Raw genomic sequence first — 25,813 nt, forward strand, 5'->3', positions numbered from 1 at the left:
TTGTCTGCTATAGCTTAATGATAAGGCAAGGGGGACCGGTGAAATACCCGAGAGATTTCGAACAAAACCATATAATAATTAGAGATTGCTTCCGGAAGGGATCGTAAAGCTGATCTCGGTGCCAACTCCATAATCGCTCTTAATCCGCAAACCATGCTCTTCCCCGTAGGAGAGCACGAGCCTTTGATGCACGTTGCGCAGCCCGATCCGCTTCTGTTCCGGCTCCTTGATGCCGGAGATAAAGCTCATCACTTCCTGAAGGCGTTCAGGTGTCATGCCCATCCCGTTATCCCGAACCGTGACACGAACCAGCTCATCGGCTCTTTCGATTCTCACCTCGACATGAACGCCCTCTTCCTTGTCCTCCACGCCATGTACGACGGCGTTCTCAACCAACGGCTGAATGATTAACGGCGGCACGCGAATGAAACTCGCCGCGGGATCGATCGACAAGGTATAGCTTAGTCGGTCCTCGTAACGGAACTTCTGAATCTCCAGGTAGGAGCTGACCATCTCCAGCTCTTCCTTCAGCGGGGTGCTCTCCCGGCCGACCTCCAGATTCTTGCGCATCATCTTGCCCAGCAGCCGGACGACGTTGGCGATCTCCTTGTCCCCTTTTAAATGGGCATTCATCCGAATGGACTCCAGCGCATTAAACAGAAAATGCGGATTGATTTGGCTGGCCATCATTTTCAGCTTGATCTCCCGCTGAGCCAGCTCCAGTCGGTTGTTTTGCTCGGTTTTCTCCACGACCTGCTCCATCAGCCGGCGAATGCTGTCTACCATGTAGTTAAATTGCCGGGACAGCTGCCCGATCTCGTCGTTGCCGTCAATCCGCGACACGACGTTTAAATCCCCCAAAGCTAGACGATTTAAGTGGCGGCTCAGCCGCAGCATCCGGCGTGACGTTAGGAACGAGACGATATAGACGAAGGCCAGGGCAATCAGCAAGACGAGCAAAATAATCAGCAAGCCAACCAGACTGACGGTATTCGCGTCCTTCACGATCGGTTCCGTCGCAAACACGGAGATAAATTTCAAGCCGTTCATGCTGGCTTCCGGCGTTAAAGTATCGATGACCAGATAGGAGGGAACCCCCTGGATATCTACTTTAAACGTCCCCTTTTGCTGCGTTCGCAAATCGATGCCATAATCCAGCGCTTCCAGCGTTTTGCCGACGAGCGACGGATTTTTGGCGGCCACGACGTAACCCAAATCATCGGTAATCAGGGTTTCAAAAGGCTCCTGCTGCAGCATCCGGTTGAGCTCCTCCTGATTCATGATGACCATGAGCACGCCGCTCTTTCGGGTTCCTTCAAACGAAATTTGCCGCACCAAGCTCAGCCGTTTGACCGGAACCTCCTGATTATCGTTGATATAAAACCAGCCGATGTCTTTGCTCTGCATCGCCTGCTTGTACCAATACATGCTTTCGATTTCCTCATTAACCGGGATGAGTTCCAAGTTATTGATCAAGGTCGGGTTGTCGTAGTAAAAACGAATCCCCGACACCTCGCGGTACGTCCGGTCATAATTGCGGAAATCGTCATACTCGAGGTACGCCTTGGTCAGCTCCAACACATTGGGATACCGGGTGTTCACCATCTTCTCCAGCCCGCCGTCAAGCATAAAGAAATCGGAGATATCGGTAGGCACGCGAAGCATCGTGGCGGTTCGGGTTTTCACCTTCTCCACGTTGTTGGTGGTTTGGGCAATCGCCCGCTCCATCGCTTGATTACGGAAGTAAGCGGTTACAGTTGCCCCAACGATCAGTACGGGAATCATCACGACGACAATATAGGAAATCAGCAGCTTATGCTTTAATCTCAGGTTATTGGTGATGCGAATCAGTTTGCCCAGCAATCGAATCACCTCTCACAGAAATGGAAATATCCCCTTCTTTAAGGGGAGGGGATATTGAGCCCCCCTGAGCACTTGCCGTACGCAGGGGTGCCTGTCACATATTAAATTACTGAAGCGGTGGGGTCCAGGACCAATTATTTCAAGGTGATTTGAAGTTCGGTTTTCCCTGTGAAGGCTGCGACTTCCACAGCCCCGTTCCCTGCCAATACTGCGCCTTGTACCTCAGCCGCTTCGCCCATGCCGTGCAGCGTGACGAAGAACGGTTTGCCAGCGCCTTCCGCGGTCAATTTAATCGTATTTCCGCTGCGAACGACCGTGACTTGAAGCTCGACATCCCCTTTGGCATTCCGCACCGTACGAGCGAGTGTTACCCCGTCTTCGATCGCGTACAACCCGAGTTCCACGCCGTCTGCAAAGTCATAGTCCGGTCGAACGTCGTTGGCTCCCGTCGCCAGAATCGAGTTTGGACGGACGAACAGCGGTAAGCTGAAGAAGTCGTATTTCTCTTTGCGCCATTTGCCGCCTTCCACCGTCTGTCCGGACAGCAAATGCGTCCACCGGCCTTCCGGCAGATAGTAGGTCACATCGCCCTGTTCGCTGAAGACCGGGGCTACGAGCAGTGAGTCGCCCAGCATATATTGACGGTCCAGCGTATCGCAAGCCGGATCTTCCGGGAATTCGAGGAACATCGCCCGCATCGTTGGCACGCCCTGCTGCGTCGCTTGTACCGCGGTATCAAACATATACGGCATCAACCGGCATTTCAACTTGGTGAAGAACCGAGTAACATCCACAGCTTCATCGTCATAAGCCCAAGGCACACGGTAGGAGCTGCTGCCGTGCAGACGGCTGTGGCTGGACATCAGGCCGAAGGCCAACCAGCGTTTGAACACATGCGCCGGTGCCGTGTTTTCGAAGCCGCCGATATCGTGGCTCCAGAAGCCAAAGCCGGCGAGGCCCAGCGACAAGCCGCCGCGAAGGCTTTCCGCCATCGACTCGTAGTCGGCGTAGCAGTCGCCGCCCCAGTGGATCGGGAACTTCTGGCCGCCAACCGTTGCCGAACGAGCGAACAAAGCCGCTTCATTTTTGCCTAACTTCTCTTCCAGCACTTCAAAGACGACTTTATTGTACAGGTACGTGTAATAGTTATGCATTTTCACCGGATCCGAGCCGTCATGGTAGACGACATCCGTTGGAATCCGCTCGCCGAAGTCGGTCTTAAAGCAGTCGACGCCCATGTCGACCAGCTCCCGCAGATATCCGGCAAACCATTCGCAAGCGGCCGGATTCGTAAAGTCCACGAGCGCCATGCCCGGTTGCCACAAATTCCATTGCCATACGTCGCCGTTTGCTTTTTTCACCAGATAGCCTTTTTCTTTGCCTTCTTCAAACAAACGGGAACGTTGTCCGATATACGGGTTGATCCAAACGCAAATTTTCAGGCCTTTTTCTTTCAGGCGCTTCAACATACCCACTGGATCCGGGAATACGCGCTCGTCCCATTTAAAGTCCGTCCAATGGAATTCGCGCATCCAGAAGCAGTCGAAGTGGAACACGTGCAGCGGGAGATCGCGCTCCGCCATGCCGTCCACGAAGGAATTGACGGTCGCTTCGTCATAATCGGTCGTAAAGGAGGTGGTCAGCCACAGGCCAAAGCTCCAGGCCGGCGGCAGCGACGGCTTGCCGGTCAAATCGGTATATTTGTTCAGCACGTCCTTCGGCTCCGGACCGTCGATCACGAAATATTCAAGCGATTCGCCAGGAACACTGAATTGAACTTTTTTGACTTTTTCCGATGCGACTTCGAAGGAGACTGCGCCCGGATCGTTTACGAATACGCCATACCCTTTGTTGGTCACATAAAAAGGAATGTTCTTATAGGACTGCTCGGAGCTTGTACCGCCGTCCTTGTTCCAGATATCGACGACTTGACCGTTCTTGAGGAACGAGGTGAAGCGTTCGCCCAATCCGTATACCCATTCGCCGACGCGCAGGTCAAGCTCTTCGCGCATATAGGTATTTCCGCCGGTTTCGGTGACGTGCGCCATCGATTTAAAGCCGCTGCCCGTAATCCGCTCGCTGCCGCGATAGAAATCAACGGACCATTGCGGACCTTTGTTGATACGGACGCTAAGGTTGCCGCTTTTTAGTTCGGCATATTGCTCGTTTTCGGAGATTTCGACATGGTCGCCGCCCTGCGCCAATTCGAAATGCGGACCATGGTCAACCGTGCCGGCAAAATGGATCAATTTTACGCCAATCACGCCCGGCAAAGGAGAGTGAAATTGCATCGTCAGTAAAGTCGTATTAATCATATCGCCGCGTCCGCGGAGTGGCGTTGTGGATGCGGAGGCGATCAAAGTGTGGTCTTTAACGTGAAAATCATAGGCCTGCACCGCGGTAGAAAGCGTAAATTCGTCGCGAATCAGCCAGTTGCCATCGGTAAATTTCATGGGTGAAAAACCGCCTTTCTCGTCACATTGTTTTTCAAATGAAAACGTTCTATACTTGCATTATACTGATACGACGTATATTAAACTAACATTATCAAGCGAAAATATAACACTATTTTGACGAGGTGAACAAATATGGATCAAGCGCTCCGCCGCTCCCTGAAGGAGAGCAAGAGCCACGGGAACGATCGGCTGCCGTTCGGCACCTATTGGTACCGCTACGGCCCCGGCGAGCATGTCATCGACTGCCATTGGCATGACGAAGCCGAGTTTTTCTATTGCCTCGAAGGGGAAACGCTGTTTCAGGTCGATACCGACTACTTCCCGGTCCGGGCCGGGGAAGCGGTGTTTATCGACGGCGGCGACATTCACGCCGCCCATGCACACGGCGAGCAGGGTTGCGCGTTCTTCTCCCTGGTCTTCGACACGCAACTGCTGGCCAGTGCGCATTACGACGCGGTCCAGGAGAACCTCGTCCTGCCGCTGCAGGAACGAAAAGCGACGTTCCCCCGTCATATCCGCCGCGAGACAGCGGTAGACCTTGCGCTGCTGGAGCATATCGTGGCACTGATGCGTAGCTGCAGCACCGAATCGCCCGGCTATGAAGGGGCCGTCAAAGGCCACCTCTACCTGATGCTGGCGGAGACAGCAGCGGCTGGCCGGGCCGTGAACCGGTCCCAGGGCAGCAGCCGCAGTGAATCGTCCAAGATCGACCGGCTGAAAACGGTCATTCAGCACATCCAGCAGAATTACGGCCATCCGATCCGGTTAGCGGAGCTAGCAGCGCTGATCCCGATGAGCGAAGGCCAATTCTGCCGCTTCTTCAAGTCGATGACCCGGCAGACGCCGATGGACTACATCAACTCGTACCGGATCCGCCAGGCCGCCGAGCTGCTGCGTGAACCGGAGCGCAAAATCTCCGATATCGCGCTGGAGGTCGGCTTCGACAACATCAGCTACTTCATCCGCGTATTCCGCAAGGCGATGAATTGCTCGCCATCGGAATTCCGCAAGCGGCTGCTGGCGCCGGTGGAGCTTTAGTGCTTTTCGGTCGTGATTTACTGATCGATCGTTCTACTAGAACCTAATTCAGCCGGAACCAGCTGATTTGCGCTTCCCCTTGCAGATGCAGGTATACATCATGCCGGCCCGACAAGCTGACCGCAGCTTCGGCGTTAACCGTCGTCCAGGCTTGTCGTCCGCCAGTAGGCAGGAGCTTGCAGCTCATGACAACCTCGCCGTCCGGGGAATCGAGCGTCACCGCAATTTCGCCGCCCTTCAAGTTCCCCGATACCCGAGCTTCGAACCGGGACGTTGCTTCGCCTAATTCGACATCGCGGAAGGCGATCCAACCGCGCTCGGCTTTCAGCCGGATGCTTTCGCCGCCCTCGCGGCATTCATCAAGGAAAACCTGCTCGTAATCGTCATAATTCACCGCACGGACGTGTTCGCGCAGCGAGCGCGGCGGCACGGTTTCGCCGTCCACTCGTAGTGCAGCCGTCATGGCAATCACGCCCGAGGACGGTCCAACCATCACCGTATATTCGCCTGATTCCACGCAGTAACGATCCCGCGTCACATCCCAGAACGCCAGCTCTTCCGCTTTCAGCGTAAACGTAACCCGCTTCGACTCTCCCGGCTGCAGATGCAGGCGAGTAAAGCCCTTCAACGTCATCAGCGGCCGTTGTACCCGGGACTTCCCAATTCGGACATACAGCTGGGGCACTTCATCTCCGGCCATTTTTCCGGCATTACGCACATCAAACGAAACTTGAACCTCACCGTCCTGTGCAACAGCCGTCCGATCCAACTTAAGTCCGCTATATTCAAACGTCGAATAGCTCAGCCCATGTCCAAATGGGTATAACACCTCTCCGTCAAAATATTGGTAAGTCCGTTTCCCCTTAATAATGTCGTAATCCTTCAGATCCGGCAGTTGGTCCACCGATTGGTACCAGGTCATATTCAACCGTCCCGCCGGATTGTAATCGCCGAACAGCACATCGGTTACGGCATGGCCCAGTTCTTGCGCAGCATGAGAGGTAAACAGGATCGACGGCACATGCTCGTTCTCCCAGTTCACTGCAAAAGGATAGCTGCCGACGATGACGACCACCGTATTGGGATTCGCCGCTCTAACCGCCTGAATCAGTGCTTGCTGCGCCGGCGGCAGTACGATGTCGGCCCGGTCGATCGTTTCCTTCGCATTGATGAACGGGTTGTTGCCAACGAAGACCACCGCTGTCTCCGCGGCTTTGGCCGCCTTCACCGCTTGCTCAATGCCGCTCTCCACGATCTCTACGATCCATTTTTCGCCCGGAAGCTTGCTATCTACCTTAATGGCATTATCAAAAACATTCTCCCCGACAGCCATCAATCCGCCGCGGTCGTTCAGGACGATCGGGCGTCCGTTCCATGCTTTCAACTCTACCGTGCCGCCGGATGCCGCATGGAAGTCAAACGCTTCTTTCACGAACCAGCCGCTGGCTTCATTCGCTGTCGCTGTCAGCAGCCCCGAATCGGTCTCCGTCACGAATTTGCCGGTTTCCGCCAAGCGCAGCGTATTGGAGCCCCAGCCCCAATCGGCCCGCTCAAATACCGCCGCCTCTGCCGCGCTGTCGCCGGACGCCGTCAGAACGGCTTCTGCCCCTTCGCTGGAAGTGATTCGAACATATTGGCCGGTCGCTGCGGAGCGCAAGCGAATCCGGTCCAGGCCGGTTCCGAACTCAACCGGGCGATCGCCCATTTTCTCCTTTATGCCCTGCAAGGGGGTGACCCGGTACGGTGGCGTGCCGCTGTACCAGTCGGTAATCGCCTCGTTGGCGAGCGGCCCAACGACCGCCACGGAACTTAAGGATTGCGGCAAAGGCAACAAGCCTTCATTCTTCAGCAGCACAATTGATTCGCGGGTTGCGGTCAACGACAAGGCCGCATGCTCCGGTGCGCACAGCTTAGCTTCCGGCACGTTGCTGTACGGGTTCCGCTCCTCCGGATCGAACTCGCCCAGGCGGAAGCGAACGCGGAAGGCGTTACGCAACGCACGGTCCAGGTCCGACTCGGCCAGCAGCCCTTGCTCCAGGGCGTTACGCAAAGCCTGGAACATGATCGGCTGATCGTCCGTCATGCTGTCGATGCCCGCCTTTATGGTTCCTGCCACCGCTTCAGCGTAGGATTCCACGTAACGGTGATCCAACACCGTGCCCATCACGTCGCCAGCATCACCAACAACAAAACCGTCCATCTCCCATTCGCCTTTGACGATGTCGTTCACTTCCGAATTTAAGTTGCATGGCGTCCCATTAATCCCGTTGTAAGCCGTCATCATTGAACCGGCCCGGCCTTCCCGGAACGTCCGCTCAAACGCTTTCAAATAATACTCTCGTTTATTACGCGGATCGATGCTCACCGAGTCGCTGCCCCGTCCAACTTCATTATTATTCCCATAAAAATGCTTCAGCGTCGCTACCGCCTTGTAATAAAACGGATGATCGCCCTGCAGCCCCTTTATCAACTCGGTCGTTAAAGCTCCCGTAAGGTGCGGATCTTCACCATAGGCTTCTTCCGTCCGACCCCAGCGCGGATCACGCTCCATATCGACGGTTGGCGCCCAGATCGTTAACCCGTTCACTTCCGGATTCCGCTGATAATACACGCGCGCCTCATCGCCAATCACCGAACCGATTTGCCGCATCAGCTCGGGATTCCAGGTGCAGGCCAGTCCGGTATTTTGCGGAAAGGACGTCGCTTCTCCCAGCCAAGCCACACCATGCGCGCCTTCTGTGCCGTGTTTATATTTGTTAACCCCAAGCCGCGGCACCTCCGTTTGGAATTGGCACATCAGCTCAATTTTCTCATCCAAAGTAAACCGGGACACCAGATCTTCCACCCGCTCCGCCAGCGGCAAGTCGGGGTTCTGAAAAGGATATTGGTACGTTTTGTCCGTCATACGCTCCCTCGCTCCCATCCTCTATAAATTCATTGTAAGCGCTTAAAAGAAACGCGCTGCTTGTTCCCGTATGGGTTTGCCAATCCTATCATAGCCCGCCGCTTTGGGTTTCGATACACGGAAGATTAGCTATGTTTTCATATAAAAATATCGCATCACCGGCCCGTCCGCGGGCACTTAACGTACCTCAGGTACTTCGGGAACTTCGGGAACTTCGGGTGCTTCGGGTGCATCGGGTGCTTCGGGGGCTTCGGGTGCTTCGGGTGCTTCGGTGCTTCGGGAGCTTCTGGCTTCGGTTTTAAAGGCCTCGGCCGGGCTCCGGTGTTAAAGGCTTCGGCCCTTTGTGGGTTCTTCGCGCCCTCCTTTTCGTGATTATCCCTTTCGCTCAGAAATAGGGTTATCGTGGGGAAAATTTGAAAGACAAATTAAAAAAATGGCATTTTTTTCTTGTGATTAGAACATATGTTTGGTATAATTGAACCAAGAGAACATATGTACTCATTTCTTAGGTTGGAGGGATCGGACGTGGAATTAAGTGCGAATACGGAGCTTCATTCTATAAACAGCCGTTTTCAATGCGAAGCGGACTGTATTGCTGCGATCATAGCGAAGAAGTGGCCAAATGGCTTCGTCTGCCCGCGTTGCGCTTATACTGAATGCACCCGTCTCTCCTCCCGCCGCCTTCCTTTATTTGAATGTGGACAATGCGGCTATCAAGCCTCGCCTTTGGTGGGCACGATTTTTGAAAGAACCCATCTGCCTTTGATGAAATGGTTTCAAGCTTTGGAATTGTTCCTGCTTCCCGATGGCATCTCGGCGCTGCGGTTGAGTCAGGAGATCCGGGTTACCTATAAGACCGCATGGCTCATGCTGCACAAAATCCGCCATACTCTCGGCGAATGCGATGCCCAGGAGTTGCTCTGCGGAGATGTGAAGGTGAACTGTGATATGTATGCGAACGATACGTTGCGATTTCACCCCGCTGTTCAACCTTATGCCACCGCGGTCGTCGCCGGAGGCACAGTCACGGAGTCCGGGGAACTGGAACGGGTGAAGATCCAGCTGATCCCCCATAAAAGAGGAGGCGGGCAACGGGCCAACCGACACGATCTCACCTCATTCATCCATAATTTTGTAGACGACCGTGCCTCTAAGCTCGAATCGTTCCCGTTGGCTTTTCGGCTGTATCTGCCTTTGCGGAGAGAAGTAAAATCGGCCTGGAATTCCATCAAACGAACGTATGTCGCCTTGGGAATAACGCATTTGCAAGCTTATTTGAATGAGTACACCGTGCGTCGCAAGTTACTGATGTCCAATTCCGAGGAAGAAAAGCGCCAAAAACTACTGAATATGTGCATGTCCATTCCAGCGATCCCATATCACCAACTCATCACACAACAACAAAACCCGTCCATCGCAGCAGCGGCTTAATCCACTGCTAAATGAACAGGCTACTAAGCGAACGAGAAGGACTGCTTTCGAGATAGGACAGAACGGGCGGGCTAGGTGGGCTTGATTTTGCTAGATCAATTGGATCGATCAATTGGATCGATTTACATCGACTAGCTCGGTTAGATCAGTCAGTTAATTCGATCGGTTTCGGTTAGATCCGTTAGAGGGGTTGGATCTGTTGATCTGTTGATCTGTTGATCTGTTGATCTGTTGATCTGTTGATCTGTTGATCTGTTGATCTGTTGATCTGTTGATCTGTTGATCTGTTGGATCGGTTGGACCAGTTGGTAAAGGGTTGGGATATCTTTATATATTTTTTTTCGAGCGTTTCACGAGCGTTTTAGTTTCTCTTTTCTCCACTTCCTGATGCAAAGGGATAATCGTCAAAAGAGGGCGGATGGTATACAATCCCATCCCCCTATAGAAAAGGGTACACGTCATACAACCCTCGATATAAGAGGGTGGGAGACATACAGCCTCCATCCCGGTTCAAGCATGGTTGGACTGTTTGCGGTAAGCGGAAGGCGAGGTGCCAACGTATTTACGGAATTTGCTGTGAAAATAATCGACGTTGGTGTATCCGACCTTTTCGGCCACCTGATAGACTTTTAAGCCTTCTTCAAGGTAAGCCTTCGCCTTTTCGATCCGTACTTTATCGAGGTAAGTATTGAAATATTCTCCGGTCGTATTCTTAAACAATTTGCCTAAATAAGCGGTGTTATAGTTAAAAATACCCGAGAGCGTCTCCAGTTTGAGGTTCTCACTGTAGTTTCGGTGAATCAGATCTAGCATAATTTTGACTTCCCGGTGCTTGCCGTCCTCGCCGAGTTGATTCATGATTTGCAGCAGCAGGCTTTCCGCTTGTTCGTTGAGCTCCCAGATCGAATAAGCCTTCTGAATTTTGGAAAATCCGTCGGAAAACTCCTTGCCCCGGCTCTGGAGCTCCGGCGACTGCTTCAGCGCCTTGGTATAAATCGTCGTCAGCAGCTCCACGTATCGGTTCTTGATTTCATTCTCCATTGCACCTTCGGTTTGATACGCTTCGCCGAGTTGGCGCAGCAAGGCTTGAACCGCCTCGCGATGACCGATATCAACGGCGTAAAAGAGCTGTTCGCCCAGCTCATCGGGTGCTGTCCCCGGCTCCGCTGCTGCCCCGGACGGTAAGAACTCCGGGGTCAGAATCGCTCCCCGATCCAGGAAGAAATGATGCCGCACCAGCTCGCAGGCCGTCCGATAGGATTCCCGGATTTCCGTTAGGCAACCCACCTTCTCGCCTAGGGCGACGGAAAATGGGATATCCGCATCCGCCGCCTCGGCGAAATCTGCGGCGAGCTCCCGATAAAGGCCTGCAAGCTCGACCGAAAGAAGCGGCTCCTTCAACAGGACCCCAAGCTTGGCATGGATCGCAAATACCCAGCCGCGACCCGGCTCCTCGAACAGTCGAACCAACTCTTTGCGGGCGAGCGTGTTGATCTCGGTTTCGCCGTCCCCTTCCATTTGCGCGGCGAGCAGCAGGATTTGAAACGCCTTACCGCTGATGCCAACCTCGCACGCGCGCTCGCAGAGCGGCGCGGGATCATCTTTGTCTTCCCCCGTCAGGACCGACTGGATCAGCGCCTCGCGGTTCCATTCGGCCGTGACGTGCTTCCATTGCTGCGAGGCGCGCTCCTCATCGATCGTCAGCTTGATCTTCCATAGATAATCCTTCAGCTCGTCCTCATCCACCGGCTTCAGCAAATAACCGTCCGCCCGTTGCGTCATCGCTTTCTTGGCATAGCTGAAATCCGCATAACCGCTAAGTATCAAAATATGCAGGAGCGGGTCCTGCATACGGAGCTTTTCAATCAATTGAAGCCCGTCCATACCGGGCATACGGATATCAGCCACCACCAGGTCAGGACGGTATCGTTCATATTTATCCAGTGCTTCGTTCCCGTTCGCCGCCGTATCTACCACTTCGTAGCCGCAGGCTTCCCAATCGATGAACATACGCAGGCCTTCTCTAAGCTTGGGTTCGTCGTCAACAATAAGCACTTTAATCATTTGGCATTCCTCCGACCGGAAAAGTTCGTTCTTCCAGCGAATTATAAAGCGTTTTCAATTTATTATAAAATAATTTGAGTTTTATCCACAAACATTATTCTGTTGACTTATTGCACTATTTTGATGCCCCTCACTAAAAAAGCTGCCCTCCCTCATCGTTTGATGAGCGATAGAGCAGCCTTTCTATAACGTCTAAACCTGCAGCAGCAAAGGGTTCCTCCTTACCTTTGCTTATGGCTTCACGCGGGCCGAGTCTGGAACTGGAACCCCGAAATTCGGCGTTCCATCCTCCTTCCATCCCAGAATTTGGGCCCGGGTATGCCGGTTCGGATCGTACAGCGGATCGCCGTCGATTTCCTTGTAATTACGGGCATGATAAACCAATACGTCCCGCCCGTCCTCCGAGACGGTAAAACTATTATGACCCGGCCCAAACTGTCCTACAGCCTCATCGGTCGCAAACACCGGACTCGGCGACTTCACCCAGGAGTCGGGATCCAGCAAATTTGCCGATTCGTCCGCGGTGAGCAAGCCCATACAATAGTGATGGTCGGTGGCGCTGGCCGAATAGCTGATGAAAATCCGCCCGTTCCGCTTCAGCACCGCCGGTCCTTCGTTCACTTTGAAGCCGATTGTTTCCCAATCGTATTCCGGTGTGGAGATCATGACCTGCTCTCCGGTCAGCGTCCAAGAGTTGCTCATCCGGGAGATGTAGAGGTTGGAGTTCCCTTCGATGCTCGGGTCCTTCTGCGCCCAAACATAATACCGTTCCCCCTGGTGCTCGAACGTTGTTGCATCCAGCGCAAACGACTCCCATCGCGTGCGGACCTGGCCTTTCTCCTCCCATTCGCCTTCAAGCGGATTGGAGGAGGCGTTCTCCAGCACGTACATCCGATGATCAAACAGTCCTTCGTTCGTCTCGGTCGTTCGCGCGGCAGCAAAATAGATATACCATTTCCCATCGATAAAATGGATTTCCGGGGCCCAAATGTTGGCGCTCAGCGGGCCGGTATCATATTTGCGCCACGCCACAACCGGCTGGGCTTCCCCCAATCCTTGCAGCGTCTTGGACCGGCGAATTTCGATCCGATCATACTCCGGAACCGAGGCCGTAAAGTAATAGTACCCGTCCCGATGCTTATAAACCCACGGATCGGCACGCTGCTCCACGATCGGATTTCGATATTCCTGCGTGTGACTCATCTTGGTTTCTCCTTCTCCTTCTGTCATTTTGTTTCGCTCTGGCCTTCCTCGTACAGTTTGCGGACCACCGCTTCCGTAATCGGTACGTCGTAAACCCGGAGTTCATCCATCTTCCCCTGGAAAGGGGGGTCCCACCAATTCACTCCTAGGCTGAACACCCCTTGATTATCCGGGAAAATATCCGGGAATCCCGTTCCTGCAAATTTCATTTCCCCGTCAACGTACACTTTTACATTTCCAGCATCAACGGTAAAAGCTACGTGATGCCAAGCTCCTGCCGACATCCGCGCGCCCGTCGTCCCGTCATACCAGGCTTCGCCGGACCACAACATCGTGTTATGATCCCAGGAATCCGGCACGAGGCTGATCCAGCTTGTATTGGACTTCGCCCCAAAGAAGCTGGTTGTAAACTGGGTAAATTGCTGCGGATTTAACCAGAGGGAAACCGAATAACGGTTCCCTTGAATCAGACCGTCATCCAGCCGAATACCGGATTTCCCATCAAACCCGGCGGCCAGCCCCTGCACCCCATCCGTGAAGGCGATCGCTCCGCCTTCGGTATCCAGCTTTGCCCCGGTCACCGTGCCATCGCCAAATCGTCCTTCGACCTCCGATAAATCGCCTTCAAAGCGATAGTGGGCCCGCAGTCCATAGGAAGGATCAATCGGAGCAACGACGATTGCAAACGTTTTGACGGCTTTCGCTTTCCCCTTCGTGATTGTTGCGGTTAACGTAGCGCGGGCATCGGCTTCCCCCGGATCGGGCGGGTGGATGACCCCGGCCTCGGGTATGACGCCCGGATCGGAGGTGGACCAGACGATTTGAGCTCCGTGTGTCCCTTCCAACGGCAAGGTCAGGTTGTTCATGACTTTGCGGGTATCCCCCAGCGTTAAATCTTCCTGCACCGCCTTAACGACCTGGCGATCGTTCATGTCCGGCTGCTGGATGCCCCAGATCGCGGTACCTTCACGAGAGATGGCCGTAAAGGTCATTGTCTCCCGACCCTGGTTCTCATCCCAGCCATTGACGAATACGCCGTGGTAAGCCACTCCATCCAGGGTCAACTCCGTTCCATAGGACCCTTTTAGCTTCCAGGTCCCGGCGATCGAGCCCGAAATCGTATGGTCTTTATTCAAAGTAAGATGGACCGAAGTGGGGACCTCCCCGGAATAGCTGAGGCCATGATTCACGAATTGGTAGTCGCCAACCAGCTTGGAAGCCGTTATTTTCTGCAAAGATTCCCCGGCGTAACGCGTAGGTGCCATGACCAGCCAGCCGTTTGGGTTCATGAACAGCTGATGCACTCTGACTTCATGCACCTCTCCCCGCTGCGGGAATCGAGTATGGAACACCGAGAAATATCGCTTTGTCTTCTCGTCATAAAATAGCGAGTTATGCCCTGGCGATGCATAACCGTAACCGATTCCCGTGCCGGGATCGCCGATCTTGCGGTCGAACAGGAAGTTTCCGACCAATTTGATGCCGTACGGCGCGTTGTCCGTGTCTCTTGGCAGCACGGCATTATGTCCGGCCGCGTCAAGGTAAGGGCCGTCCGGACGTTTCGCCCGGAATTGCCGCAAGTTGTAACCGCCATTAGCGCCAAGCCAACCATAGGAAACGTTCAAATAGTAGTATCCCGAAGCTTTATCATATAGTATGAAGGGTCCTTCGCCGGACTTCGTGTAACCTCCGGCAATTTTAGTGCCGAAATAGCGGTCGACAAGGCGACCGTCCGCCGTTGTTCCGTCTTTACCGGGATATTTCACCTGACCGGTGGCCGGATCCAGCTCGACGATAAAGATCCCGCCGGACCAAGAGCCGTACGTCATCCACAGCTTGCCGTCCTTATCGAAGAACAAAGCCGCGTCAATCGCGTTCGGATACATGGCATTATTAAAGGAACCGTCGCTGTTAAACCAGTTTGGGTTGGCTTCCTTCAGCTTTCCTTGGTTCACTAGCTGCTCAAGGTGCGTATTCGTCCACTTCTTATCGACCCGGCTGTTCTCGTCATACGCCGTCTCCTTCGTGAACCCCGAATAAATCACCGTGTCTACGTAGGTGTAGGGCCCCTCGATATTTTTGGATACTGCATACCCAATCGCAGAGCGGATATACGTTGACGAAGCGCTGTAGTACATCATATAAGCGCCCCTCGTTCCATCTGCATTCCGGTAGTGCCCGTTCCAGATCACGCCCGGCGCCCAGACCGCATACCCGCCTTTGCTGTCGGCGTCATCTTCCCCCGCCCAAGCAAATGATCCCGCCAAATTGTTAGATAGATCGCCGTAGATCACGTTCCCCGGGGTTTGATAGCCGTTAGTAAACGTCGACCAGTTCATCAGATCGGTTGACTTAGCAGCTTCGATATGCGACCCAAAGATATAATAGGACGAGCCGGCCTTAACGATGTTCGGATCGTGGACCGAGACGTTGGTAAACGCAGGCTTACGGTTTTTCCCCGAAGGACCGCTGTTTTGAGCGTCGGATCCTCCGCTTGCCCATCCTTCGCCAGGCATCAGCAGGATCAAGATCAAGAGTAATGCCAAGCCCTTGTACATGCTCCTCATCGGACTTCCCTCCTTGCCGGGTATGGCGGGCGCTTCGGTCCTATCCTTTCACCGCTCCCGCCGTCATCCCGTCGATAAAGTATTTTTGAAAAGCAAGAAACAAGATAAAGATCGGAATGATCGAGAAAAAGGAACCCACGATCAGCAAATCATAGTTATTGCCGTAAGGGGTCAGCAGCGTCTTAAGCCCGATTGGCAGCGTATATTTATTGGCGTCGCTCAAGACCATAAACGGCCACAGGAAGTTGTTCCAGCTGTTCATGCCGTTGAGGATGGCCATGGCAGCAAAAGAAGGCTTCATCACCGGCAAAATGATCCGTACGTAGATTCCGTACTCGCTTGCCCCGTCAACGCGGCCGGCGGCGATAATTTCCCGGGGAATTCCCCGCAGGTACTGCCTAAAAAAGAAGATCGTCGCCGCGCTCGCGATCCCCGGCAGAATAATGGCAGAATAAGAATTCATCAGCCCAATATCGTACGTTAACGTATACAGCGGCAGTAGCAGGATTTCAAACGGAACCATCATGATTAGCAGCACGCAAACGAACAGGGTATTTTTCCCTTTGAACTCATAAGCCGAAAACCCATACGCCACCGTAGCGCTGACCAGCAAGGTCACCACCACCTGCACGATCGTTAACAACAGTGAGTTGAAAAACCACAAGAAATAGGAATGATTGCCGGTGAACAGGTAAACGAAGTTATCGAAACTCATGGCCGACAGATCAAACCGCAGGTTCAGACCGTACCGAATCAAATCCTCGCCAGGTTTAAATGAAGCCAGCGTAACGGCATAAAACGGCAAAAGGATCAGCACGCACAAGAAGGCAAAAAACACAAACAGGACGATTTTGATTGGCAAGCCGCGCGTTGATTTCGTCATGCTTCCTCCTCCTTCTTAAACATGCCGGTAAAGGCCAATTGCGTTAGGTTAATGACCATCGTAATAACAAGAAGCACGATGCCAACGGCGGCGGCATACCCCAGGTTGTTCTTTTCGATCCCTTGACGGTATAAGTAGCCCACGATGGTCAAGCCGATATTTTTCGGAGAGTTGTTACCGTTCCAAAGCATCATGCTTTCAATAAACATCGCTAGACCGGCATAAATGCTGATCGTTAAAACGTAAATCGTCGTTGGCTTCAACAGGGGCATGGTGATTTTCATAAACCGCTGGATGGGAGAAGCCCCGTCAATCGAAGCGGCTTCGTAATATTCGTCGGGAATATTTTTGAGCCCGGATAAGAAATAAAGCATGTTTACCCCGGTCCATCTCCAGGTCGCCAAAGCCAACAAGGCGATGAAGCCGGTCGTCTGCCCTTTCAGAAATTTGATCGGCTCCACGCCAAACAACCCCAAGAAGCTGTTGATTAACGAGCCTTCCATTTCTCCAAACATCAGGCGAAAAATGGTCCCGGCCACCACCACCGACGTCAACGCCGGGAAGAAAAACGAGGATTTGAAAAACTCTCTGGCCCACATCAACTTATTGTTGATCAATACGGCGAACAGCATCGGAAACGGAATCAGGATCACCAAGGTCAAAACCATGTAGATCGCACTATTCACAACCGCTTTAAGAAAAATGCCGTCGCCCATCAGCTTCTCGTAATTGTCCACCCCAATCCATGCGGCTTCCTGCCCCAGGGTGACCTTCTGAAAGCTCATGCCGAAGGAGCTGGCCAGCGGATACACCCAGAAGATGAGGAAGACGAGCACGAACGGCAAAACAAATACGTAAGGAGCCACCTTTTGCGAGTAAAGAAATTTTTTGACCATCGCCCTACTCCTTTTTTTTAAACAGAGCTACTCCTTCCGGAGTAGCTCGCTCTGATTTCACCGATTTGCGATTATTTCAGCTCCTGCTCGATTTGCGCCTGCGCATCGTCCAGGGCTTGCTTGATGTCCTTGCCATCTTCAAAAATTTCGTTTAACGTAACCGTGCAGAGCACGTTGTTGATTGTCGGCGACGCCGAGGTCGATTTGATGAGTTGAATTTCATCCTTAATTTCAGCCAGCACGTCAAACGGATTGTTAACAAAATATTGGACAAATTGGTTGTCTGGGTTATGGGTAACGTCTTTCATTTCCCAAACGTCCATGTTCACCGGATCAAAGCCCAGCGTGTTCCAGATTTCAATGTTGGCATCCTCCGACAGTTTGGCAAAAGCCAGGAACTCCTTCGCCAGCTCGATGTCTTTGGCCGTTTTGGTCACAACCGTCCCGGTGCCGCCGCCGCCAACCGAACGTGGCATCCCTTTCTCAATGACCGGAATCGGCGCGATTGCGATTTTTCCGGACAGATCCTTCATATAGTTCGTGTATCTGGACATTTGCCACAACGGCATGAAAGCGGTCGCATAGTTCCCTGCGTTAAACTCCCCGTACGCTTCCTCCGTATCCGGCTGACCGCCGGCGATCGTAGTGAGGACGTTGTTGTCCTGAAGGTCCTTCAGCACCGTGAGCGCCTTCACCATCGCATCCGAATTAACGATCGGATTCCCGGCATCGTCCGTAAAGTCCGCCCCTTGCTGCGCCAGCAACTGGGAGGTTTGCCACGTTGCGCTCGTATCGGCGGTTCCCATGTATTTCCCGGTTTTCTCGTAAACCTGGATTCCGGCTTTTTCGAAATCATCCCAAGTCTCGATCGTCTTGTAATCTACGCCGGCTTCTTCCAAGATTTCCGTGTTGTAAAAAGCGACCGAAGCGCCGACATGGGTTGGAATGCCGTAATTCACGCCGTCCTTGCTGTAAAGGTCGATTCTCGATTTGACGATGGTGTCCCGGTACGGGTCGATAACGTCGTTTAATTCAACCAACTGCGGGGTTCCGGCCAAGAAGTCCGGGAATTTGCCCAGCTCGATATCGGCGATATCCGGCGCGCCAACTCCCGTCTGTACGGCGATCGATAATTTGTTGTGCATATCGTCGTAAGGCATAACGGTAACGTTCAGTTTAATCTGCCGATCGGGATTCGCCGCGTTCCATTTCCCCAGCATTTTCTCAAAATGCTGTCCATGCAGTTCCACAAATGTCCAATAGGAGAGCTCTGTCGCGCTATCTCCTGCACCGCTGTCCAGCACGGAGGTTTCCCCTCCGGCCGTCGTTGACGCCTTCCCGCAGCCCCATAACCATGTGGCCATTGTTAAAATTAACAGCACAATAAGTCCTTTTTTCTTCATCCTTGACCCTCCCTGACAAAATAAAATCTACACACTCCGTTTACAGTCTGTTTCTCTCACTTCTAGGAAAACCGGCAATAAATCGATAGCCATCCGAAGCGCTCGCCTGTTGTGTATAGCTCATGTCATCTATCGTGTAGTCGGGAGATGAAGCGGATGCTCCCCAGCCACGAGGTCTTAAGACCTCGGTTTGCCCAAACGGATAACGTTCCAGGAAGCTTTAGCTAACCGCGCTTTGACATAACCGTCTTGGTATGCGGCATTGCCCCGGGCGTGGGGTTTTACGTTTTCCCGGTCCGCGGTGTTCACGGCTTTCAGGTCCTCGTGCTCCAGCACAAGATGCTCGACCAGGCGGTAGCCTTCAAACCCGCGGATATCGCAATCTAGTTCAAGGGATTCCTCCAGATGACGATTGACCGCAAAAATTGTTAACGTCTCGTCGGCTTCGTTGTACACAATAGCGCTGTCCAGATAAGGAACATCGGTATAATCCTTGGCGTCGTATACCGGAGAGTTAACGACCGGCTGCAGCGAAACGCCTCTTCCGAAGACCGATGCATGCATGTAAGGATAATAGATCGTTTGCTTCCAGGACCGCCCGCCATTCTCCGTCATGATCGGGGCGATGACGTTCACCAATTGGGCCATGCAGGCCATCTTCACCCGATCGGCATGGCGCAGGAACGTAATCAGCATGCTTCCCACCAGCAAAGCGTCCTCAAAGTTGTACACATCCTCCAGCTGCGGAGGCGCGATTCCCCATGGCTCCAGCTTGGTGTCGGCGTCGTTGGAATGGTACCAAACGTTCCACTCGTCGAAGCTGAGGTACATCGTTTTTTTGCTGCGTTTCTTAGCTTTGACATAGTCGCAGGTGGCGATCACCGTCCGGATAAAATGGTCCATATCCATGGAACGGGCGAGGAAATTCGCCGTGTCATTATCCCGGTTGCCGTAGTATTGATGCAGGGATATGTAGTCGGCAACCTCGTAGGTATGGTCCAGCGTCACCGCTTCCCATTCGGGGAAGGTCGGCATCGACGTGCTGGAGCTTCCGCAGGATACCAGCTCGATGTCGGGATCAACTAAACGCATCGCCTTCGCCGTCTCGTAAGCGATCCGGCCGTATTCCTGCGGGGTCTTCTGGCCAATTTGCCACGGACCGTCCATCTCGTTGCCCAGGCACCAGGTTCGGATCTTGTGCGGCTGTTCGTACCCATGGCTGCGGCGTAAATCGCTCCAATAGCTGCCGCCCGGATGGTTGCAGTATTCCAGCAAATTGCGGGCGTCGTCGACGCCGCGGGTGCCGAGGTTCACCGCCATCATCACTTCCGAGCCAACCTCTTTGGCCCATCCGGCAAATTCGTTTGTGCCCACCCAATTGGGCTCAACCGTCCTCCAAGCCAGTTCCAGGCGTTTGGGCCTCGCTTCAACCGGACCCACTCCGTCTTCCCAGTTATACCCGGAGACGAAATTCCCGCCGGGATACCGAATGATCGGGACGTTCAGCTGTTTAACCAGCTCTTTCACGTCGTTGCGGAACCCCAGGCGATCGGCTTCCGGATGCGAAGGCTCATAGATCCCTCCGTATACCGCTCGGCCCAAGTGTTCAATAAAAGAGCCGTAAATTCGCCGATCTATTTCGGCAATCCTAAAGGCTTTGTCGATGACCATCGTTGCTCGCGGTGCTGCTGATGACATGTTGACCACCTTCCGTTTTAAATAATTCTAAACTATTTCGAATAAGCTTGAATGAATCCGTTTACAGGTATAAAATAACATATGAGAATGGGGTTGTAAATATATTTATCTAAAACGTTTTATGTTTTTATAAAATTAATGAGATAAATCATCTTCACTACCGTGAAAATGCTGAAAAACGGTCTGAAATTTCAATAAAATCTTGAAATTTAGTTTAGTTTATATTGAAATGAATCGCGTGTTTATTACAAAATTAAACTATTTCTTGAACCCGATTTACATTTTTTGATTTGATACTTTATTAAACGATCAAGTTAGTTTATAATAATCTAAAACAAAACAATCCATTATTCTATTGGAAGAAGGTTCGAATATCCGATGATCTATATTAAGGATTTGATGAGCGGGATCGACATTTTTAAAGCGTTAAGCTCGGAGATCAGGATTCAAATCCTCGAACTGCTGGCCAAAAATCAAGCCTTAAATCTCAACGACCTGGCCACCAAGCTGGGCTTAAGCAACGGGGCCATCACGATGCACATCAAGAAGCTGGAGGAAAGCGGCTTGATTGAAATCAATACTTCCGTTGGTAAGCATGGCATTCAGAAGATTTGTTATTTGAACAAAGACAAGCTGATGGTCGACCTGCGGAGTAAAGATGTCGACAATTTATACGAAGTGGAAATCCAGGTGGGGCACTACAGCAATTACCAAGCTCTCCCGACCTGCGGGCTCGCCACGAAGGACAGCATTATCGGCGACTTCGACGATCCCCGTTACTTCGCCGATCCGCAGCGGATCGATTCGGAGATCATCTGGTTGTCCGAGGGCTTCCTGGAATACCGCATTCCGAATTACCTCAAGCCCAACCAGACGTTCCGGGAGATTCAATTCTCGATGGAGCTTGGCTCGGAGGCACCCGGGTTTTGCGATAACTACCCGTCTGACATCTATTTTTACTTGAACGGAGTCGAAATTGGTTTCTGGACGAGTCCGGGGGATTTCGGCGATGCGCGCGGCAGGTTTAATCCGGATTGGTGGCCACCGCATCTGAACCAATACGGGATGCTGAAGCTGATCCGCATCAATAATGAAGGCAGCTTTATTGACGGATGCCGTATCTCCGACGTCACGCTGGAACAGATTCAACTCGATTACAAAAGCGAGCTCACATTCCGCATCGCCGTCACCGACAAGCCGCTCAACAAACGCGGCCTGACGATCTACGGCCGGAACTTCGGTAATTACAGCCAGGATCTGTTAGCCCGGGTGCTGTACGATGTCCAAGAGGAATAACGCTAACGCTAACTTTACAAATAGGAAAGCAGCCTTCGGGTCATCGTGATGACCTGAAGGCTGCTTTGTTTTTTGGAGCAGGCGATCTCTACAGGGTCTGCCCGTTGTCGATGGTGAGGATCTGCCCCGTCATCGAAGGCTGCTCCAGGACAGCCGCGATCAGTGCTGCGATCTCCTCAGGCGCGGAGATTCGGTCCAAAGGCAGATGACGGATGAGCGCCCGCATCTGTTCCTCTTTCCCGGCCCACCAACGCGTGTTTACTGCCCCTGGGGCTACGCCGGTAACGCGAACGTCCGGCGCCAAGGCCTGCGCCAGCGATTTGGTTAAGCCGTGCACGGCCGCTTTGGATACCGCATAGGGAAGCGAAGAGCCTTTCCCCGTCATCCCGGCAATGCTGCCGACGTTCACGATCGCTCCCTTGCCCGCCTTCAAGTACGGCGCGGCCGCCCGCGCGCAGTTGAACATGCCTTTTACGTTCACCGCAAACAGGTCGTCCCACGCCTCCTCCGTGACGGCATCCAAATCCTCCATGGCGATATATCGGGTGATACTGGCGTTGTTGACTAAGTAATCGATCGTTCCAAATCGCTTGACGATGTGCTTGATCATAGTAACGACTTCCTCGTTGCTTGAGACGTCGGCTCGGATCGCAATCGCCTGTCCGCCAAATTGCTGAATGGCTTGCACGGTCTCTTCGGCCTCGGCTGCGGAACGGGAATAGTTGACGGCGACGATCGCCCCGCGTTCGGCCAGCAGCAGGGCTGTTGCCCGGCCAATCCCCGTGCCACCTCCGGTCACCAGAACCACTTTGTTATGATAGCTCATGTTTTACATCTCCTCCTGCATTCGAAGTGAACTCGCTTCCTTTGTCTCCTCCTTCGCCTTCGGCTTGCGGTTCCCCTGCCAATTCACCAGGAATACGCCTGCACAGGTCAAGGCTCCGCCGACATAAACGTACCAAGCGATGTGCTCGCCAAGCAGCAACCAGCTGCAGATGACGCTAAAGATCGGAATCAAGAACAGAAACGAACTGGTTTTTCCCGGATCGCTGTGGCTCAGCAAATAAAACCAAAGCGTAAATTGGAGGATTGAGCAGAAAAGAACCAGCCAAACAACCGCCAATCCCGACTCGACGTTTAGTTCGAAGGTGGGCTTCTCCCCCGCAAAGCTAAGGATCAGCAACATCACGCCACCCGCCAGCATTTGGTAGGCGGCCAGCACTCTTTTATCAAATGCCGGCCCCATCCGATTGATCATCAGCGTGGCAACCGTGAAGCAGAACGCTCCCGCTAAAGCAAACACGGTGCCAGGTTCCAGGCTTAAATGCAATCCAAAGGTGATGACGACGCCAATAAAGCCAATCACCACGCCAAACCATTGCCTCACGCGGTACGCAGTGCCCATCAGCGCTCCCCAGACGAGCATCATCAGCGGACTGGTACTCGAAATAATCGCCGACTCCCCGGAGGTGATCCAACGCATGCTGTAGGCGGTGAATCCCATGACCCCAACCGATTGGATTAATCCAAGCAGCACGATTTGCAGCCATTGCTTTGCACCTTGCGGCTGCGGTTTTTTGGCGCTGAACAAGGCCAGCAGTCCCCCGGCCAGAAAGAAGCGGATCCCCATGAGCATGAGGGGCGTCGTATGCCCCATCCCCAGCTTGGCAACGGGATACGCCGTCCCCATCAAGAAGGTTGTCAGCACCAGCAACCCCGTATATTTGTAAATCGACATGTAGCTCTTCCTCCCATGATGTAAGTCATGTTTGTATTGTAAGGGAGGTTTGTGATTATGTATAATGATTGGTAAAGATACTTGATATCACTTTCAATGATACCAATATTATTCAAATGGAGGTCTCCTTTATGGAAAGCGCGGATTTGCGTATCTTTCAAATCGTTGCCCGGGAAGGCTCGATCACGAAAGCTGCCGCTCGAATGGGTTACGTACAGTCCAATGTGACCGCCCGCATCCGGCAGTTGGAAGCGGAGCTGGGGACGGGGTTGTTTTACCGTCATAACCGTGGCATGACCTTAACCTCCAGCGGCAAAATGCTGCTGGATTACGCCGACAAAATCCTCGGCCTGCTGGACGAGGCGGCGGCAGCGCTCTCCTTCTCCGGCGAGCCTACCGGGCCGCTGCTGATCGGTTCGACGCAGACGACGGCGGCGGTGCGTTTACCTAAGCTGCTGAGCAAGTATTACGAGCTGTATCCGAAAGTGGAGCTCACGCTGACGACCGATCTGTCCGACCGCTTGGCAGAGAAGGTGCTGCAATACGAGCTGGACGTTGCTTTTGGCCACTTCCGCTTCAGCCATGACGAGCTCGCCACCATTCCCGTGTATGACGAGGAGGTGGTGGTCATCTCTCCGCCGGGGATCGACAACTTGGACGAAGCGCTGGCAAAACCCAGCCTGGTGTACAGCCGGGGCTGCAGCTACCGCGAAATGCTGGAGAACCTGCAGCATGCTCAAGGCCGAACCTACTTGGGCACGATGGAGTTTGGCACGCTCGAAGCCATCCTTGGCGGCGTCTCCGCCGGCCTTGGCATCTCACTGGTGCCGCGGAGCATCGCCGAGAAGCCGGAGCAGGACGGCACCGTGCGGATCCACCAGGTTCCCGAAGCGATGCGCCACATGAAGACCGAGCTCATCTACCGCAAAAACGCCCATCCGACCAGCGCGCTCCGCGCTTTGATGGAGTTGTTGGGGGTAGCTTAAGGCGGGCTTAGGCGGGGGCTTCGGCCAGGGCCGGAGCTGGGGCGGAGCTGGGGGCGGGACCTGGGCTGGGACCGGGGGCAGGTCCAGGACGTGGCCGTGGCCGGGCCGGATGCAAATAGCGGTAAAAAATCACCTTATTTCCGACGGGAAGCCCGTTTTCTCCGGAATAAGGTGATTTTTTGGTCTTATTTGGCCCCGGAAGCCCCATGGAAGGCGGGATTCGGGGGGATAAGGTGATTTTGTGGCGCTATTTCGCCACAAAATCGATGATTGCGCGAAATAAGGTGATCAATCACCGTTATTTCGCATGAGCCGCCGGCTGGACCTCGGGTATGACGAGGTCCAGCCGGCGGGGTTGACGCGGCCGTGCGCCCGGCGCGGCCGCGGATGGGTTCGCGCGCTAGGCCTGCTCCGCCTCGTTGAGCGACCGCAGCAGCGCGTGGTACACGCGGGCGATCTCTGCGCAGGCAACGCCCACTTTGGCCCCGTGCAGCAGCGCCCGCCGGCCCTGGCGCAGGTACTCCATCTCCCAGTAATGGGAGAGATGGTGCTCTGCGCCGGAGGCCGGGTGCGACTGCCCGAACAGCAGCATGGCGATGCCTGACTCGATCAGCGCCGTCATCAAGGCGCGGATCCCGTCTTCCGTGCGCGCGCCAATCGCATCGGCGTGCGACACGCAGCTGAGCAGCGCGCGCTCGGTAATCGCTGCGGCCTGTTCGTCATAAGGTTCCCCCGCCGTCAGGTGGGAGAACTTCCAATCGAACAGGCTGGTGTACTTCCCGAGCATATCGCCAAAGCCCGCAGCAACCAACCGCTGCGGGGCCGCCACAAGAACATCGAGGTCGGCGAAAATCGCCACCGGCGGCACAGCCGGTACCGTCTTCTTGACCCCGCACACAATCAGCGGCGCGCCTGCGGACGTGAAGCCGTCCACGGACGGCGCCGTTGGCACCGACACAAACGGCTTGCCGGTTTTGTGGGCGGCGAACCGGACGATGTCGTGGATCGTCCCGGAGCCCACGGCAAGCAGCACGTCCGTCTCCTCGGGACGGACCTCCAGCAGCAGTTGGACGAGCGCGATCTCGTCGGCAACCACATCTCCCTGCGCGTCCGGCCTAATCAGACAGCCGCGTGCATCCACGCCCTCGGCCTCCAGCAAGCCCGTCAATTGCTCACCTGCCGCCGCATACGTAGTTTCATCCGCCACCAACAGCACATGGGCATAGCCTAGTTCCCGCAAGTAAGGCGCAACCTTTCGGATCGCTCCTCGCTCTAATTCAATCACCTTCAATTGCTCCAAGATCCTGTCTTGCCGCATGGTATCCCCTCCCTGGGCCCTCCATCAACTTCCTGCGCTTTTCTGAAACTCCACTACCAACTCCCCAA

17 protein-coding genes are annotated in these 25,813 nt (G+C 53.8%); 4 read left to right on the forward strand and 13 right to left on the reverse strand.

Annotation, left to right across the window (positions count from 1 at the left end):
- Positions 1–78 precede the first annotated feature (78 nt).
- Entirely contained in the window at positions 79–1,863 is a 1,785-nt protein-coding gene (locus tag BN3277_RS16225) for a sensor histidine kinase (protein WP_059044337.1), read from the reverse strand.
- Between the two features lie 134 nt (positions 1,864–1,997).
- Complete coding sequence (yicI, locus tag BN3277_RS16230; RefSeq protein WP_059044338.1) at positions 1,998–4,316, reverse strand: alpha-xylosidase; 2,319 nt, start codon at positions 4,314–4,316, stop codon at positions 1,998–2,000.
- A 135-nt stretch (positions 4,317–4,451) separates the two neighbouring features.
- Here yicI and BN3277_RS16235 point away from each other — a divergent pair, with 135 nt between their 5' ends.
- Positions 4,452–5,357 (forward strand): helix-turn-helix transcriptional regulator, encoded by a 906-nt coding sequence (locus tag BN3277_RS16235; RefSeq protein ID WP_059044339.1) that lies wholly within the window; start codon positions 4,452–4,454, stop codon positions 5,355–5,357.
- 43 nt (positions 5,358–5,400) lie between these two features.
- On the opposite strand, the gene BN3277_RS16240 is transcribed toward BN3277_RS16235, so the two are convergent.
- Complete coding sequence (locus BN3277_RS16240; RefSeq protein WP_059044340.1) at positions 5,401–8,262, reverse strand: glycoside hydrolase family 3 protein; 2,862 nt, start codon at positions 8,260–8,262, stop codon at positions 5,401–5,403.
- 525 nt (positions 8,263–8,787) lie between these two features.
- Here BN3277_RS16240 and BN3277_RS16245 point away from each other — a divergent pair.
- Complete coding sequence (locus BN3277_RS16245; RefSeq protein WP_059044341.1) at positions 8,788–9,693, forward strand: transposase; 906 nt, start codon at positions 8,788–8,790, stop codon at positions 9,691–9,693.
- Positions 9,694–10,203: 510 nt separating this feature from the next.
- Here the strand turns inward: BN3277_RS16245 and BN3277_RS16250 are convergent.
- The 7 genes from BN3277_RS16250 to arfA form a co-directional block, all read right to left on the reverse strand.
- Entirely contained in the window at positions 10,204–11,757 is a 1,554-nt protein-coding gene (locus BN3277_RS16250; RefSeq protein WP_059044342.1) for a response regulator transcription factor, read from the reverse strand.
- A gap of 231 nt (positions 11,758–11,988) precedes the next feature.
- Complete coding sequence (locus tag BN3277_RS16255; RefSeq protein ID WP_059044343.1) at positions 11,989–12,960, reverse strand: glycoside hydrolase family 43 protein; 972 nt, start codon at positions 12,958–12,960, stop codon at positions 11,989–11,991.
- A gap of 23 nt (positions 12,961–12,983) precedes the next feature.
- Positions 12,984–15,527, reverse strand: coding sequence for a LamG-like jellyroll fold domain-containing protein (locus tag BN3277_RS16260; RefSeq protein ID WP_059044344.1), 2,544 nt, complete (start codon positions 15,525–15,527; stop codon positions 12,984–12,986).
- 40 nt (positions 15,528–15,567) lie between these two features.
- Positions 15,568–16,410, reverse strand: coding sequence for a carbohydrate ABC transporter permease (locus BN3277_RS16265; RefSeq protein WP_059044345.1), 843 nt, complete (start codon positions 16,408–16,410; stop codon positions 15,568–15,570).
- Positions 16,407–17,306 (reverse strand): carbohydrate ABC transporter permease, encoded by a 900-nt coding sequence (locus BN3277_RS16270; protein ID WP_059044346.1) that lies wholly within the window; start codon positions 17,304–17,306, stop codon positions 16,407–16,409. The genes BN3277_RS16265 and BN3277_RS16270 overlap by 4 nt, the downstream gene beginning before the upstream one ends.
- Before the next feature lie 71 nt (positions 17,307–17,377).
- The gene (locus BN3277_RS16275; protein ID WP_059044347.1) at positions 17,378–18,709 is read right to left on the reverse strand and encodes an ABC transporter substrate-binding protein; all 1,332 of its coding nucleotides are present in this window, start codon (positions 18,707–18,709) and stop codon (positions 17,378–17,380) included.
- Positions 18,710–18,886: 177 nt separating this feature from the next.
- Positions 18,887–20,407 carry an arabinosylfuranosidase ArfA gene (gene arfA / locus BN3277_RS16280; RefSeq protein ID WP_059044348.1) on the reverse strand — a complete coding sequence of 507 codons (1,521 nt, stop codon included), beginning with the start codon at positions 20,405–20,407 and terminating at the stop codon, positions 18,887–18,889.
- Positions 20,408–20,785: 378 nt separating this feature from the next.
- Here arfA and BN3277_RS16285 point away from each other — a divergent pair, with 378 nt between their 5' ends.
- Positions 20,786–21,703, forward strand: a complete 918-nt coding sequence (locus tag BN3277_RS16285; protein ID WP_059044350.1) for an ArsR/SmtB family transcription factor — start codon at positions 20,786–20,788, stop codon at positions 21,701–21,703.
- An 88-nt stretch (positions 21,704–21,791) separates the two neighbouring features.
- On the opposite strand, the gene BN3277_RS16290 is transcribed toward BN3277_RS16285, so the two are convergent.
- On the reverse strand, positions 21,792–22,529 hold the full coding sequence (locus tag BN3277_RS16290; protein WP_059044352.1) for an SDR family NAD(P)-dependent oxidoreductase: 738 nt from the start codon (positions 22,527–22,529) through the stop codon (positions 21,792–21,794).
- Positions 22,530–22,532: 3 nt separating this feature from the next.
- Complete coding sequence (locus BN3277_RS16295; protein ID WP_059044354.1) at positions 22,533–23,441, reverse strand: DMT family transporter; 909 nt, start codon at positions 23,439–23,441, stop codon at positions 22,533–22,535.
- A 131-nt stretch (positions 23,442–23,572) separates the two neighbouring features.
- Here BN3277_RS16295 and BN3277_RS16300 point away from each other — a divergent pair, with 131 nt between their 5' ends.
- Complete coding sequence (locus BN3277_RS16300) at positions 23,573–24,427, forward strand: LysR family transcriptional regulator (protein ID WP_059044357.1); 855 nt, start codon at positions 23,573–23,575, stop codon at positions 24,425–24,427.
- A 400-nt stretch (positions 24,428–24,827) separates the two neighbouring features.
- Here the strand turns inward: BN3277_RS16300 and BN3277_RS16305 are convergent, their stop codons facing one another.
- Positions 24,828–25,745 carry a sn-glycerol-1-phosphate dehydrogenase gene (locus tag BN3277_RS16305; protein ID WP_082691482.1) on the reverse strand — a complete coding sequence of 306 codons (918 nt, stop codon included), beginning with the start codon at positions 25,743–25,745 and terminating at the stop codon, positions 24,828–24,830.
- Positions 25,746–25,813: the final 68 nt, after the last annotated feature.

It is taken from the genome of Paenibacillus rubinfantis (assembly GCF_001486505.1).
In the GTDB taxonomy this organism is placed as follows: Bacteria; Bacillota; Bacilli; order Paenibacillales; family Paenibacillaceae; genus Fontibacillus; species Fontibacillus rubinfantis.

Excerpts from the sequence above, each read along its gene's own strand:
- yicI (WP_059044338.1), bottom strand. The coding sequence starts at position 4,316 with ATGAAATTTACCGATGGCAACTGGCTGATTCGCGACGAATTTACGCTT.
- BN3277_RS16235 (WP_059044339.1), top strand. The coding sequence starts at position 4,452 with ATGGATCAAGCGCTCCGCCGCTCCCTGAAGGAGAGCAAGAGCCACGGG.
- BN3277_RS16240 (WP_059044340.1), bottom strand. The coding sequence starts at position 8,262 with ATGACGGACAAAACGTACCAATATCCTTTTCAGAACCCCGACTTGCCG.
- BN3277_RS16250 (WP_059044342.1), bottom strand. The coding sequence starts at position 11,757 with ATGATTAAAGTGCTTATTGTTGACGACGAACCCAAGCTTAGAGAAGGC.
- BN3277_RS16255 (WP_059044343.1), bottom strand. The coding sequence starts at position 12,960 with ATGAGTCACACGCAGGAATATCGAAATCCGATCGTGGAGCAGCGTGCC.
- BN3277_RS16260 (WP_059044344.1), bottom strand. The coding sequence starts at position 15,527 with ATGAGGAGCATGTACAAGGGCTTGGCATTACTCTTGATCTTGATCCTG.
- BN3277_RS16265 (WP_059044345.1), bottom strand. The coding sequence starts at position 16,410 with ATGACGAAATCAACGCGCGGCTTGCCAATCAAAATCGTCCTGTTTGTG.
- BN3277_RS16270 (WP_059044346.1), bottom strand. The coding sequence starts at position 17,306 with ATGGTCAAAAAATTTCTTTACTCGCAAAAGGTGGCTCCTTACGTATTT.
- BN3277_RS16275 (WP_059044347.1), bottom strand. The coding sequence starts at position 18,709 with ATGAAGAAAAAAGGACTTATTGTGCTGTTAATTTTAACAATGGCCACA.
- arfA (WP_059044348.1), bottom strand. The coding sequence starts at position 20,407 with ATGTCATCAGCAGCACCGCGAGCAACGATGGTCATCGACAAAGCCTTT.
- BN3277_RS16285 (WP_059044350.1), top strand. The coding sequence starts at position 20,786 with ATGATCTATATTAAGGATTTGATGAGCGGGATCGACATTTTTAAAGCG.
- BN3277_RS16290 (WP_059044352.1), bottom strand. The coding sequence starts at position 22,529 with ATGAGCTATCATAACAAAGTGGTTCTGGTGACCGGAGGTGGCACGGGG.
- BN3277_RS16295 (WP_059044354.1), bottom strand. The coding sequence starts at position 23,441 with ATGTCGATTTACAAATATACGGGGTTGCTGGTGCTGACAACCTTCTTG.
- BN3277_RS16300 (WP_059044357.1), top strand. The coding sequence starts at position 23,573 with ATGGAAAGCGCGGATTTGCGTATCTTTCAAATCGTTGCCCGGGAAGGC.
- BN3277_RS16305 (WP_082691482.1), bottom strand. The coding sequence starts at position 25,745 with ATGCGGCAAGACAGGATCTTGGAGCAATTGAAGGTGATTGAATTAGAG.